The 16,397-nt window shown below is 41.9% G+C and carries 2 protein-coding genes; both read left to right on the top strand.

Going from position 1 to position 16,397, the window contains the following annotated elements; all coding sequences use genetic code 11:
• Window position 1: 1 nt before the first annotated feature.
• Window positions 2-15,391, top strand: a complete 15,390-nt coding sequence (locus WG906_RS15910) for an amino acid adenylation domain-containing protein (RefSeq protein ID WP_339993831.1) — start codon at window positions 2-4, stop codon at window positions 15,389-15,391.
• Between the two features lie 2 nt (window positions 15,392-15,393).
• The coding region (locus WG906_RS15905) for an AMP-binding protein (RefSeq protein ID WP_339993830.1) at window positions 15,394-16,397 on the top strand (1,004 nt) is incomplete at its 3' end.

The raw sequence follows: 16,397 nt of genomic DNA, 5'->3' as shown, positions 1-16,397 counted from the left end.
TATGACTATCAAAGAATTTATATCATCTCTTGATAAAATGAGTTTTTCCTTATCTGTAGAAGATGGGAAACTTCATTTGAAGGGTGATAAGAAAAGGTTATCACGTGAGCAGATTGAGGCTATAAAGTTAAATAAGGATGTAATTGATTATATCAAGGAGAATAAGGAGGAATTAATAAAATATATCCAGGATTTTTCCGGGCCGTCTTCCATAAAGAAATCCAAAAATATCTCTTCTATTTATCGTTTAAGTGGTTTACAGGAAGGAATGCTTTTTCATGGGCTATATGACGAAGAGGCCAGAGCGTATGAGGTACATTTTAACTGCGACCTTATCGGATTAAATCCTGAAACTTTTAAGAAAACCTGGAGCTATATTCTAAGACACCACAGTATACTTCGCAGTGCTTTTTATTACGATTCTTTTAGTACGCCGGTACAGTGTGTATACAATGAAGTAGCGCTCTCTGTAAAGGAACTGGATTTCCGGGACCTGAATGAAAGGGATCAGGCAGCTGCCGTAGAAAAATATGAAGCTGAGGATCGCAATACGGGTTTCGACTTTAAAAAGCCCCCTTTAACACGCTTTACATTGATTCGCCTGAGCGAGGATCGCTATCGCATGATATGGACAACCCATCATATCTTATTTGACGGATGGTCTCTGCCGATTCTAATGGAAGAGTTCTTAACGATCTATGAGCAACTAGCATCAGGGATAAAAGTAAAAGATGCAGAAGAGGATCGTTATGAAGATTATATCCGGTATATAGAACGTGTTGATAAGGAGGAAGAAGAACAGTACTGGCGAGATTATTTAAAAGGCATCGAGCATAGTACGCTTCTTCCGTTTATTGGAACAACAACCGAGCGTACAACAGGGACAGGAGAGTATCGATCCATGTCTTTTTTTCTCGATGGAGTTACTACAGAGAAAATACAAAATTATGCTCAGAAGCACCGGGTTACTGTCAATACCCTTATGCAGGGCGTGTGGTCCTACCTATTACATCAGTACACTGGCAAATCAGATATTGTATACGGTGTAATTGTTTCAGGCCGTCCTGATGATCTTCAGAATGTAGAGAAACGTGTTGGTATGTATATCAACACCTTGCCCCTGCATTCACGAATTGATCTGGAAAATAGCATACCTGGTTGGTTGCAGCAAATACAGGAAGAGCAGGTTTCTTCACGCAGGTACCAATATACACCTTTGAATTACATCCAGAGATGGAATGGAATTAGCGGAGTTCTGTTTGATACACTATTAGTGTTTGAAAATTATCCGGCCAGCAAACTAATAACTTCTAAAAAGTGGTGTTTAGGGGTTGAAAATATACAATCGCACGAGCAAACCAATTACCCTCTTAGCGTTATTATTAATAGTTCGGAAGAGATTAAAGTAGGCTTCAGTTATAATACACAACTCTTAGATGAGCTTTATGTAAGGGAGATAAGTAATCATTTTGAACACGTATTGCTGCAAATGGTGGAGAGCGATAGCTCCAGCATTTCTAACTTACGCCTCCTTACATCATCGGAAGAACATCAAATATTAGAAGGATTTAGATCTGAAGAACTGTTATGTAATGCAGACTCTAGCTTGGTAAGCCTGTTTGAGGAACAGGTAGTAAAGAGTCGGGATGCCGTAGCTGTGATAGAGGGCGAAACAAGGTTAAGCTACTCCGCTCTTGAGGAAGCAGCCAACCGTTTGGCTCATTATCTTCAAAGCAAGGGGGTAGGCCGCGGTAGTTTAGTGCCGGTTTGTATGGAACGGGGAACAGGATTAATAATAGGTATCCTGGGGATCTTAAAAGCCGGAGCTGGCTATGTGCCGATCGACCCCGCTTACCCTGAGGATCGAATTAGCTATATGCTGGAAGACAGCCAGGCCCGAATAGTATTAAGCAGCAAGGCAAGTCGGCGGCAAATAAAAACCAGTAGCTCCATAACTATTATAGAAACTGACGGCAGTGACCAATCAGCGATCTTAAACGCAGCATCAAGTAGACCGGAAAACGGATTATTATCAGAAGACCTGGCATACGTAATCTATACTTCCGGTTCCACCGGCACCCCCAAAGGCGTAGAGATTACTCATAAAAACGTCACCTCGTTTATAGCCTGGTGTCAGGATGAATTTTCCTCAAGCCGGTTTGAGACAGTATTTTTTTCGACGTCGATATGCTTTGATCTGTCTGTATTCGAGATATTTTATCCTCTTAGCATTGGGAAAAGCTTCAGGATATTGGAAAACGGCCTGGCCATCAGTGAATTTTTATCCATTGATAAGGACATCCTTTTAAACACTGTCCCCAGCGTAGTAGCCGGTTTGTTGGCAGAAGGGGCTAATCTGAGCCAGGTGACTGTACTAAATATGGCGGGGGAACCCGTCCCTGAACAGATACTGCAAAACTTAGATACATCTTCCATAGAAGTGCGGAACCTGTATGGTCCAACAGAAGATACCACATATAGTACCATTTACCGATTAAAGAAAGAGGCACCTATATTAATCGGCAAGCCTATAGCCGGTACTCAAATATATATCGTTAATGCCAGACATCAATTATGTCCCGCAGGCATCGTTGGCGAATTATGTATAAGCGGTAACGGGTTAGCGCGGGGCTATTTAAACCGGGCGGACCTGACTGCCGAGAAGTTTGTATCCAATCCCTTCAGCAATAAGGCCGGCGCGAGAATGTATAAAACCGGCGACTTAGCCCGCTGGCTGCCTGATGGTAACATCGAGTACCTTGGCCGGATAGACGACCAGGTAAAGATTCGGGGTTACCGCATCGAATTGGGGGAGATAGAAAACGTATTGCGCCAGCATCCGGGAGTACGCCAGTCTGTAGTTCTGGCCCGGGAAGACAGCAGCGGTAATAGGCGATTAGTTGGGTATGTCGTGCCTGAAGGAACATTTGATAAGCAAAATCTGCAAACCTATCTTCAGGAAAAACTTCCCGAATACATGGTGCCGTCCCTGTGGGTAGAGTTGGACAGGATACCCTTAACCCCTAACGGGAAGACAGACAAGAAGGCATTACCCGAGCCCGATATGAGCGGTCAGCAGAGTCAGGAATATATTGCCCCGGGCACCGAAACCGAGCAAAAGCTGGCAAGCATATGGCAGGAATTACTTGGAGCTCAACAAATTGGCATCCATGATAATTTTTTTGAGCTGGGAGGGCATTCGCTGCTGGCCATGCGTGTTATCTCTTCCATAAGAAGAGAGTTAAAAGCGGATGTGGCGATAAAGGACTTATTTATGCGCCCTACCATAAGTCAGATGGGGCTTTATCTAGATGAGCAGGTAAAAGGTCCGTATACTCCGGCAATGAAGGCGGTTAATCGCCCTCCCCAAATACCTTTATCTTTTAGCCAGGAACGTCTGTGGTTTATTGATCAACTGGAGGGAAGTCGGCAATACCACATGCCATCGGTATTAAAAATCAAAGGTGACTTAAATATTGATGCCCTGAATAATGCATTGAATGATATCGTAAACCGCCATGAAGTCCTCAGGTCTGTAATTATTCAAAAAAATGGCCAGCCTTATCAGCAGCCAGGGGAAATAAACCGATGGAAGTTAGAGGTTATAGATGGAAGCGTTTATTCTGAGCATAATGAGTTAAAAGAATTTATTCAAAATCTCATTCAAGCACCGTTTGATCTTTCAAAAGATTTTATGCTTCGGGCCCACCTGATACTATCGGGCGAACGGGAATACCTTTTGGTGATTACCTTGCATCATATCTCGTCAGACGGCTGGTCAAGATCAATTTTGGTCAAAGAGATGGTTGAGCTTTATGCTTCATACCAGAAAGGATCAATCCCGACTTTACAGCCTTTGCCACTTCAGTATGCCGACTATGCAATTTGGCAACGATCTTATTTACAGGGTGAGGTTTTAGACAAAAAGCTTGATTATTGGAAGAAGCAATTAGACGGAACTGCAACATTAAATCTTCCCACAGATTTTATACGTCCGGTCGTTCAGAGCACAAAAGGGGCGAGTGCCGGATTTAAGATTTCTCAGGACGTATCAGAAAAAATAAATGAGCTGAATCAATCACAGGGAACAACTCTTTACATGACTTTGCTGGCTATTTTTAAGGTGTTATTACACAGGTACACGGGCCAGAATGATATTTGTGTTGGAACGGGCATAGCCGGAAGGCAACACTATGAAATGGAGGGATTAATTGGCTTTTTTGTGAATACCCTTGCAATGCGCAGTCAGGTTTACGGCGAAACCGCATTTTCAGAATTTCTTAAGACAGTAAAAGCGACGACTTTGGATGCTTATACCCATCAGGAAGTGCCATTTGAAAAAGTTGTTGATGCAGTTGTTCACGAAAGAGATTTAAGCAGAACTCCCCTGGTTCAGGTTACTTTTATTGTTCAGAATACTCCAGACATACCACAAATAGTTTTAGACGATGTAGAACTTGCGGTTGAAAATTATGACCATATCACCTCCCGGTTTGATATCAGTTTTAGTGTAAAATCAACTGCTGATGGCATAGAATGTTTGGTAGAATATTGTGCCGACCTGTTTTATCCGGAGACAATACAGCGCATGATCGGGCATTACATGCAGCTGCTTGGTTCGGTACTGGAGAACCCGGATAAAAAAATCGACTTATTACTTTTAACTACTGAAGAAGAAGAGCGTCAACTTGCTTCTTTTTCTAATTCTGATTTATTGGCGCAGCCTTCAGGCGAAACCTTGATCAGTTTGTTTGAAAAGCAAGTAAAGGCCACACCCGACGCAATTGCACTTATTTTTGGAAAACAAACAGTAACCTACAAGTCATTAAACGAAAAAGCTAATCAGCTTGCTCGTTTCTTAATAACCCTAGGAGTTCAGAAAGAAACGCTTGTACCAATTTGTGTCGGGCGCTCAACCGAAATGATCATCGGTATATTAGGTATACTTAAGGCTGCGGGCGCTTATGTGCCAATTGATCCTTCGTACCCAAGAGACAGGATAGGTTTTGTACTTGAAGATACTAAAGCAAACCTGATAGTGAGCAGTTCAAGCGCGGGCGAAAACCTGGTTGAGCTTTCAGGAATCAGAATTATATTTTTAGACGGTGCTGATAAAGAACTGATAGATGCTCAGCATAATACAAATTTGCCGCTCACGATAAACCACGATCAGTTAGCATATGCAATCTATACATCCGGCTCGACCGGTAAACCGAAGGGCGTTTTAATAGAACATAGGTCCGTATCAAATTATATAGCAGCTCAGACCAAATACTTTGAAATCGATAGTACCGACCGTATACTGCAATTTTCTAATTATTGCTTCGATGCTTCTGTTGAACAGATATTTTTAGCGTTATCAAATGGGGCTTCTTTAGTTCTTTTTGAAGAGGGCTTACAACTTAACCCCGACCAGTTTTCAGTGTTTTTAAATGATGCGGGAGTTACACACCTTCACTCAACACCTTTTTTCCTTGAAAACCTAATTCCTCAAAAGTGTGGTCAGTTAAGAAGAGTTGTTGCAGGCGGTGATCTGTGCAGACGTGAATTAGTAAACAAATGGGAAGGTACCGCAGATTTTTATAATAAATACGGGCCTACGGAAACCGCTATTTCGGTTGCTGAATATAAAGCGGAGACCAATTCGCTAAAAAATGCCACATCTGTTCCGATTGGAAAGCCGCTGAGAAATGTTTCTGTTTACGTATTGGATAAAAACTTCTCCGTTTGCCCTATCGGTATACCTGGTGAAATTTATATAGGAGGAATACAAGTTAGCCGTGGGTATTTGAATCAGCCGGAATTGACCGCGGAAAAATTTGTAGAAAACCCAACTTCTGCTTTTCCTGCATCGCGGCTGTACAAAACAGGGGATTTGGGAAGATGGTTGCCAGACGGAAACCTGGAATATCTCGGCCGGATGGACGATCAGGTAAAAATACACGGTTACCGTATTGAAACGGGAGAGATAGAAAGTGTGCTAAACGCACTTACCTCAGTTGATAACAGCTGCGTTGTCGTAAAAGAAGATAAAGATACGCGGAACAACCGGCTTGTCGTCTACTATCTGCCAAACCATTTCGCTGTCAAAGTTAAAGAAGCTCAACTTTACGATGAACAGGTAGCGAGCTGGAAAGTGATTCATGAAAATGAATATGTAACAGCAGATGAAAACATAGAAAGTCCTGAATTTAACATTTTGGGCTGGAACGATAGCTTTACGCGTGATCCTATTCCTGCTGAACACATGCGGGAATGGCTGACGGATATCATACATGTAATTTTTTCGGACCGGGTAGGGCATGTATTGGAGATTGGATCCGGAAGTGGCTTAATATATTATCAGCTTGCCGGCAAGATTGATAGATATATTGGAACGGACTTTTCAAAGGCATCAATTAACCTGATCCGAAACCGGATAAATCTTGGATTGCGCGATTATGGGCCAACGGAATTACAGGTCGCTGCAGCTCATGAAGTTACAGTAAACGATGCCGAAGAGATTGATACCATAATATTAAACTCGATTATACAATACTTTCCGGGTGAAGATTATCTAAGTAAAGTTATAGAGAATGGTATTTCGATTCTAGGAAACAACGGGCGTATTGTTATCGGAGATGTGCGGGATTTACGGACTTTAAAATTGTTCAAAGCCCGGCTGAAATTAGAAAAATTTCCGGATTTCGTAACTCTGCCCGAGTTTAACTGGTCGCTGGAACAAGACATGCTCAATGAAGAGGAACTTTGTTTCTCTCCCGGATATTTTTACGGATTGCAGAGGAAATACCCGCAAATTACTCATGTAGAGATTGTTTGGAAACACGGTTCGTATGTAAATGAACTAAGCGCATACCGGTATACGGTGGTTATTTACGTAGGACTGGAAAAAGAAGTATTTAAACCAGATTGGCAAATTTGGAACCCGATAGAAGGAAGCGCAAAAATTATCGCTCAGCTTGAAAAAGAAGTTCCTGTTATCGCCGTCAGAGATGTTCCTAATCCGAGGTTACAGCGGGAAGGTGAGTTGCTCAGAATATTAAAAGATGGTTCAGTAAATAATGTAGGCCAACTTTTGGCGGTGCTTCATGATGTGGGTGAATTGGATGAAGTGAATAAAATGATCAGCACTGTAGAACGAAAAGGATACAGCTACAAGCTTTTTCTCGACAAAGATCCATTAAAACTCAATATTTTAATGGAGAAATCACCTTCAGATCGATTTATCGAGCAAGTTTACAATGAAAACAGTGCAGTACCGGACGGCAGGCGGTTTACAAATATCCCCATGTTTAACGATATCTGTTCTCAGTTACAAAAAGACATCAGGAACCTGATGCTCGAAAAGCTGCCGGAATACATGGTTCCGTCAAAATTTGTCGCTATTCAAAAAATGCCCTTGAATCGCAATGGCAAGATTGATAGAAAATTTCTGAGTTCAATAGAAAACAAAGGTACAGGCAGCAGAACTGATTACCAGGCTCCCAGAAATGAGGTGGAAAAATCTATTTCTGACATTTGGAAGAGTTTACTCAACATAGAACAAGCCGGCATAAACGAGAACTTCTTCGAATTAGGCGGTCATTCTTTATTGGCCGTGCGGGTCATTTCTATGATACGCAAAGAGTTGAATGTTGAGTTGATGATCCGCGACTTATTTTCCTACCCTACGATTTCGGAGTTGGCGGAACATTTGCGGACATTAGGTCTGGGGGCGTCCCTGCCTTCAATCACTGTAATGCCCCGGCCTGAACATATTCCATTATCGTTCAGCCAGGAGCGGTTATGGTTTATCGATCAGTTAGAGGGGAGTATACAGTATCAGATGCCGGCCGTATTGCGATTGAAGGGACGGTTGAATCGTGAGGCTTTAAACTACGCATTGCTAACAATAATAAACCGCCACGAAATTCTTCGTACAGTTATCAGAGAACACAATGGCGAAGGTCACCAATACCTCCAGAAGGCAGACAATTGGGCTCTGCAAATCATAGATAAGGAAGACATAAAAAATGGAGATATAGATTTACATCTATTGATACAAAATTTAATTATCGCTCCGTTCGATCTGGCAGGAGATTACATGCTTCGTGCCCAGCTAATTGAAGTTGAAGAAGAGGATCATATATTGGTGGCCACAATGCACCATATCGCTTCCGATGGCTGGTCTACTTCTGTATTGGTTAAGGAGGTTGTAGAACTCTATGCAGCCTATACTTCCAACAGAGACCCACAATTGCCAGCTTTAGCTATCCAATATACTGATTATGCAATCTGGCAGCGAAATTATTTTCAAGGCGATTTATTTGACAAGAAACTTGCTTACTGGATAGAAAAACTGAAGGATGTATCACCATTGCAATTGCCATCAGACTATGACAGACCTTTAGTAAAAAGTGTTCATAGTGATGTTGTTAATGTCCGGCTGGATATAGGGTTGTTAAAGGAGCTGGAGTCACTTAGTCAGAAACAAGGTGCGACATTATTCATGACTTTATTATCTGCCTTCAAAGTGTTAATGTATAAATACACCGGGCAGTCAGATATTTGTATAGGTACCCCTATTGCAGGAAGAACACAGCTCGAAGTCGAAAATCTAATCGGTTTTTTTGTGAATACTTTGGCTTTACGATCTGAAGTTCGAGGCGAAGAATCATTCACCAGCTTCTTGCAGGATGTACGAACGACAACTATTGATGCATTTGACAATCAGGATGTTCCGTTTGAAAAAGTAGTTGATGCAGTAGTTACTACAAGAGATGCTGGCAAAAACGCCTTGTTTCAAATCATGTTTGTTCTTCAAAATACCCCTGATGTACCCGAACTTCGGCTGGAAGATTTGATTATATCATCCGAGGCTTTCGAACATACCACTACGCAGTTCGATTTTACAATCAATTTAGCAGAATCGGAAAACGGGCTGAATGTCAGGTGGGAATTTAAAAACGACCTGTATAAAAGGTCCACAATTGAGCGGATGTTGAGTCATTATAAAATCTTGCTCGAATCGATTGTGAGTTCACCCGAAACTAAGATAGGTTTGCTGCCGATAATTAGTAAGGCTGAGCAGGCTCAGATCGGGAGCTTCAATATTAATGGAAATGATTATTCTAAACAGACCATTGCAGCGGTTTTTGAAGAACAGACAAGCAAAACACCGAATGAAATAGCTTTAATATTCGGCCAGGAGGAGATTACCTATAAGGAGCTGAACGAGCGGGCTAATCGCGTTGCACATTATTTACACAGCAAAAATGTAAGGTCAGAAGAGCTCGTACTGGTTTGTGTTGACCGTAGTGCAGATTTAATGATTGGTATTCTGGGGATATTAAAAGCCGGAGCAGCGTATGTACCGGTGGATGCCGGCTACCCCGCAGACCGGATTCGCTTTATGCTGGAAGATACGGGCGCAAAAATAGCACTGATATCAAAGGCCAATAAATTAAAGTTGGCTTATACAACAGGCCTTGACTTGATAGAAATAGATGGAAAGGATCAGATATCAATTCTATCACAGCCTTCACTTAGTCCTCAGAGGAATATTACTCCTAATAATTTGGCTTACGTAATATACACTTCGGGTTCTACAGGTAAACCCAAGGGCGTTATGGTAGAGCACGGCAACGTGGTGAGTTTGGTAAAAGGAGTAGATTACGTCAACCTTACAGAAAGCGACAGACTTTTAGTAACCGGGTCGCCTTCGTTCGATGCCACTACGTTTGAATACTGGAGCATGCTGCTGAACGGCGGAAGGCTGATAGTATGCAGCGAGGCTGAATTGTTGGATAGCAATAAGCTCAGTGGCATAATTAGAAATCAGGGTGTAACGATGATGTGGTTTACATCAAGCTGGTTCAATCAGTTGGTCGATACTGATATTAAGCTATTTGACGGACTCCAGACTATCCTGGTAGGGGGTGAAAAATTATCAGAGCAACATATTGGAAAGTTTCGTGAACTATATCCGGAAATCCGTTTGGTAAATGGCTATGGCCCCACTGAGAATACCACTTTCTCATTAACCTATGAGATAAACAAATTGGAAGGATTACGTTCAATTCCAATCGGGAAGCCTTTATCCAACAGGGAAGTTTATATTTTTAACGAGGCCCGGCAGGTAGTGCCTGTAGGAGTGCCCGGAGAGATTTTTCTGGGTGGAGCAGGATTAGCGAGAGGATACCTAAATCGGCCGCAGCTTACAGCAGAGAAATTCATTTCAAATCCACTGCTTAATGGAACAAGTTCGATAGTATACAAAACCGGCGATCTTGGGCGGTGGTTGCCTGATGGTAACATTGAATACCTGGGCCGAACTGATGAACAGGTAAAGATTCGCGGTTATCGGGTAGAACCCGGCGAAATCGAGAGTGTAATACTTGAGAGTGGTATGCTGAATCAGGCAGTGGTAATAGCCAGAGCTGATAGTACTGAAAGTAAAACCCTGGTAGGATATGTGGTGCCCGGAAAAGATTTTGATAAAGAAGCTCTGCAAAGGTACCTGACAGATAGATTGCCGGATTATATGATTCCTGCGCAATGGGTAGAACTTGATCAGATTCCGCTTACGGCAAACGGAAAGACCGATAAAAAGGCTCTTCCCGAACCAAATATAAGTGAACAGTTAAGTCAGGGATATACTGCCCCCGAGACAGAAATACAGAAAGCTTTAACTGAAATATGGCAGGAAGTACTTGATGTAAAACAGATCGGCATTCGTGACGACTTCTTTGAACTGGGAGGGCATTCATTATTAGCGATTCGGTTAATATCTGCCATACGCAAACAACTGGGAACAGAAATCGCGATAAGTGAAATTTTTAATTGTCCCACGATAGCATTACTGGCGGCGCAAATTGAAATCCAGCCGGAAGCTGCCGTTCTTCCGCCGATCAGTTCAGTTTATCCCCGACCGGAAAATATTCCTTTATCTTTTAGTCAGGATCGGCTATGGTTTATAGACCAGATGGAGGGTAGTGCACATTATCATATACCTGTTGTATTAAATCTTACCGGTAATTTAAACACTGAAGCTTTACAAAATGCCTTGCAGAAAGTAATAAACAGGCATGAAGTATTAAGGACAGTTATAAATGAAGAGAATGGAGTGGGTTATCAATATATCCTGGAACCGGATAGCTGGACTTTGAAGCTTACAGACGGCAATAAGTGCGGAGATCTGGAAACTTATATTGCACAATTGATAAAAGAACCATTCGATCTGTCTGAGGATCATATGATACGTGCCGAACTTATCAATTTAACTTCAGAGGAGTATTTTCTTATTGTAACATTACATCACATTGCTTCGGATGGCTGGTCAGCATCGATCCTTGTTAACGAAATTGTTGAATTGTATGAGGCGTATGCAGAAAACCGCAAAGACCGTTTGTCAAACCTGCCGATACAGTATGCCGATTATGCAATTTGGCAGCGGACACAGCTTGAGGGAAATGTACTGGATAAAAAACTGGCATATTGGAGAGAAAAACTGAATGAAGTAGGTACATTACAACTCCCCACCGACCATTCCCGGCCGGATGTTCAAACATACAAAGGTGCTTCAGTTGAGTTTAATTTAGATCAGGAGCTAGTCGGAAACCTGCAGGCTTTGAGCCAGGAACAGGGATCCACAATATTTATGACTTTACTGTCTGTGTTTAAAGTACTGCTTTACCGGTATACCGGACAGCAGGATATTTGTGTTGGTACGCCGATAGCAAACCGCACGCAGCACGAACTGGAAAATCTTATTGGATTTTTTGTCAACACACTGGCCCTGAGAACAGAAGTAACAGGCGACTTAACATTTGTACAGCTACTGCAGGCAGTAAAAACTACCACGCTTGAGGCTTACGCCCATCAGGAAGTCCCTTTTGAGAAAGTCGTGGATGCGGTAGTTAAGGAGCGTGAGTTGAATAGAAGCCCCTTGTTCCAGGTATTGTTTATCTTGCAAAATACTCCCGACGTACCCGAACTCCGATTAAAAGACGTCTCATTAAAGCCCGGCACTCCGGCAAGTACTGTAGCTAAATTTGATTTAACCTTTACGTTTGTGGAAACCGCTAAGAGTTTAAGCGGATCGATACAATATAACATCGAACTTTTTGAAGAAAGCACTATAAAACGTATGCTGGCGCATTTTAAAGAGTTGTTGACTTCGATAGTAAAAACGCCGGCTCAATCCCTGTCTCAGCTCACTCTTCTCACACCCTCAGAAAAACATGAGTTACTGCATAGTTTTAATAATGCCGGGGGAGTATATGAAAATGATATTAACCTGGTTGCATTGGTAGAGTCTCAAATGGAAAAAGCACCGTCTTCTATAGCTTTAATATTTGAAGATACCCGTTTGACCTATTCAGAACTTAATGAGCGATCAAACCGTTTGGCGCATTACCTGCAAAGCAAGGGGGTTAAAGCGGGCTCTATGGTGCCCCTGTGTATAGAACGAGGTGCCGAAATGATTACCGGAATTCTCGCAATACTAAAAGCGGGGGGAGCTTATGTACCTGTTGATCCGGCTTACCCGCAAGAACGGATCACTTACATGCTTAAGGACAGCGGAGCAACGCTTGTAGTTAGCAGCCGGGCGGGCAGATCGAAAATACTTAATACCGATGAGATTCATGTTATTGAGCTTGATGGTGCCGACGAGGAAGCGATCAAGAGCATGCCTGCAGCTAACCCGGAAAATACAATACAGGCTGATGATCCGGCATATGTTATTTATACATCAGGATCAACCGGCAGACCCAAAGGAGTAATAATCCGGCATAAGAATGTTTGTTCTTTTATATACTGGTGTCAGAGCGAGTTTTCTGCCAGTAGGTTCGAGATAGTTTATGCAACTACCTCTATTTGTTTTGACTTGTCTGTATTTGAGATTTTTTATCCGCTTAGTACGGGTAAATGTTTCAGGATACTGGAAAGCGGGTTGTCTATAAGTCGATACTTGCCTGAAGATTCAGACGTGCTTGTAAATACCGTACCGTCGGTAATAGTTGAACTTTTAGCAGAACAAGCAGATCTGAGCCATCTAAGTGTATTAAACATGGCGGGCGAGCCGATTCCCTTATTTGTGGTTCAAAACCTGGATACGGAGCGCATAGAAGTGAGGAATTTGTACGGGCCAACAGAGGATACTACTTACAGTACAGTATATCGTTTGACGAAAGACAAGCCCGTGCTCATAGGAAAACCCATTACTGATACACAGGTTTATATTTTACAGGACGATAAAAGTTTGTGCCCAGTTGGAATAACCGGTGAAATTTGTCTGAGTGGCGCAGGCCTGTCGGGCGGTTACTTTAATCGGCCTGATCTGACTGCCGAGAAGTTTATAGCCAACCCGTTCAGGGGAGAACCGGACGCCAAAATGTATAAAACCGGTGACCTTGGCCGCTGGCTGCCCGACGGAAATCTCGAATATCTTGGACGAATAGACGACCAGGTAAAGGTAAGAGGCTACCGCATTGAGCTTGGAGAGATTGAAAGTGTTCTCAATGAGCTGCAGGAGGTAAAACAATCAGTTATACTAGCTCTGAAAGATGGCAGCGGAAACCAGCGCCTGACGGCTTACATAGTTTCGGATGGTGAATTTGATAAGAATGTCATTCAAGCTTACCTTCAGGAGAAACTGCCTGAATACATGATACCGGCTATCTGGGTAGAGCTGGACAAATTGCCGCTAACTTCCAACGGAAAGATTGACAAAAAAGCATTACCTGAGCCAGACTTGCATGGTCAGACCGGAAATGAATATACTGCTCCAAGAAATCAAACTGAGCAAAAGCTGGCGGAAATCTGGCAAAAGTTGCTGGGTGTTGAACAGATAGGGATACATGATAATTTCTTTCAACTGGGTGGTCACTCGCTTCTTGCTATGCGGGCGATGTCTTCCATAAGACGCGAGCTGGATTCGGATGCGGGGATAAAAGACCTGTTCATTTTCCCCACTGTTGCCCAATTAGCCAGTCACCTGGAAGAGAGTAAAGGCCTTAATACTCCGCCAGTTGAAGCAGGTCCCCGACCTTCAAAAATTCCTTTGTCTTTCAGTCAGGAACGTTTGTGGTTCATCGACAGGCTCGAAGGTAGTGTGCAATATAATCAGCCTACTGTTTTAAGACTTAAGGGGGAGTTAGATACGAACGCCTTAGACTATTCAATCAGAGAAATTTTAAAACGTCATGAAGTACTTAGATCGGTGTTTTATGAGACTGACGGAAAACCTTTTCAGGCTGTAAAATCAACAGACGAATGGACGATGCTACTTGCAGATGGTTCAAAGTTTCGTAAAGATGCGCAAGGATTAAAGGTATTCATCGACGATCTGATTCATGAACCCTTTAATCTTTCTTCAGATTATATGTTGCGTGCCCATCTGATTAAGATTGATGCCGGAGACTACATACTGGTAGTTACTCTTCATCATATTGCCTCTGACGCCTGGTCGCTGCCGATTATTGTTAAAGAAGTTGTAGAACTTTACAGTTCGTTCATTGAAAAACGCAGTCCTGATTTGCCTCATTTGCCTATACAATACGCAGATTTTGCTATCTGGCAACGGCAATTTATAAGTGATGATCTATTAGACAAGAAGAAAGAATACTGGAGAAGAAAACTGGATGGCGTATTACCTCTTCAACTACCAACGGATTTTAACAGGCCTGCCATAAAAACTCTTAATGGCGCTTCTGTTAGTTTGCTGATTGATAAAGAATTAGCTGATCAATTAAATGAACTAAGCAAGCAAGAAGGAGTTACTTTATACATGACCTTGCTGGCAACCTTCAATGTATTATTAAATAAATATAGTGGAGAACAGGATATTTGTGTAGGTGCTTCTATTGCAAACAGACCTCAGCAGGAACTCGAAGGCTTAGTTGGTTTTTTTGTAAATACCCTGGCTCTTCGCAATCAGGTAGATGAAAGCCTCGAATTTTTACAACTTTTAAAGCAGGTAAAAACAACGATGCTTGAAGCTTATGAATATCAGGATGTACCCTTTGAGAAAGTTGTTGAAGAAGTTGTAAAGGAAAGAGACCCTTCAAGGTCCCCTTTATTCCAGGTCATGCTGGTACTTCTCAATACTCCAGAAGCATCTGCTCTCAAATTCGGTGAAGTTGAATTATCAAATGAAGCTTTCGATATAAAAATATCAAAAGTGGATATTACTTTTCACGTATCTTTAACTTCTAAAGGATTGCACATCCTCATCGTATATAATACAGATCTTTTTAGAAAGGATACAATTGATAGAATGGCAGGACATTTTAACGAGCTTTTAAAAGCTGTGGTAAAAAATCCAAACCAAATTATAGATTCATTACAAATGCTGACAGAAGAGGAAGAACAACAGTTGTTAAATGAATTTAATAATATGCAACAGTAATAATGGATAAGAGTTTTATAGATTTATTTGAAGAACAGGTATTAAAAACTCCTGAGAATATAGCTGTAGTTTTTGAGAACGAAAAGATTACTTATCAGGAATTAAATAAGCGTTCGAACCGACTGGCTAAATATCTTCAGACGTATAAAGCGCCTAAAGATGTGCTGGTGCCCCTGTATATAGAACGCAGCATTAACATGCTTGTCGGAATGATCGGTATCATGAAAGCAGGATGTGCATATGTACCTGTTGAGACAGATTTTCCTGCGGAAAGAATTAGCTTTATGCTAAATGATACCAACGCTGAAGCAATAGTGAGCAGCAGACAGAGGGGGGGCGATATACCGGTTGTAGAAGGCAGGAATATTATTGAGATTGAATCGGTATTTGAAAACCTGAATGAATCTGAAGATACGTTTATCCCGGAGGTGAAAGCTGATCAGTTAGCCTATATTATTTATACATCGGGATCTACTGGTACTCCTAAAGGAGTAATGGTGGAACATCGCAACCTTGTTGATTATGTTAATGGGCTCATCAGGAAGATACAAATAGATCAATGTCAAACCTTTGCTCTTGTATCTTCGATTGCAACAGATCTAGGAAATACGGTAATTTATGGAGCTTTAGCTTCGGGGGGTACATTGCACCTGTTCAGCAAAAATTCCGTAAATAATTCTGATTATCTTCATAGGTATTTCCATCAACATTCAATCGAATGCTTGAAAATTGTTCCATCGCATTGGAGAGCATTGAATCTGGATGACAGACTATTGTTGCCAGCTAAGCTACTGATATTTGGCGGGGAAGAATTATCGGAGAAAGTAATTGAAGAAATACGTTCATCGGATGCAACATGTAAGATAGTGAACCATTACGGCCCGACAGAAACTACGATTGGTAAGCTTCTGTATGTTGTGGAACCTGGCATCAAATACGAGTCTACCGTTCCTATCGGTAAACCATTTTCCAATACCAAAGTACTTATCCTAAACCAAAGTTTAAA

Source organism: Pedobacter superstes, assembly GCF_037622515.1.
GTDB lineage: Bacteria > Bacteroidota > Bacteroidia > Sphingobacteriales > Sphingobacteriaceae > Paradesertivirga > Paradesertivirga superstes.
Note: the sequence above shows the minus strand (reverse complement) of the source record. Positions and strands in the feature narration are given on the sequence as shown.

Coding starts and splice junctions, on each gene's coding strand:
- WG906_RS15910 (WP_339993831.1), top strand. CDS start 2: ATGACTATCAAAGAATTTATATCATCTCTTGATAAAATGAGTTTTTCC.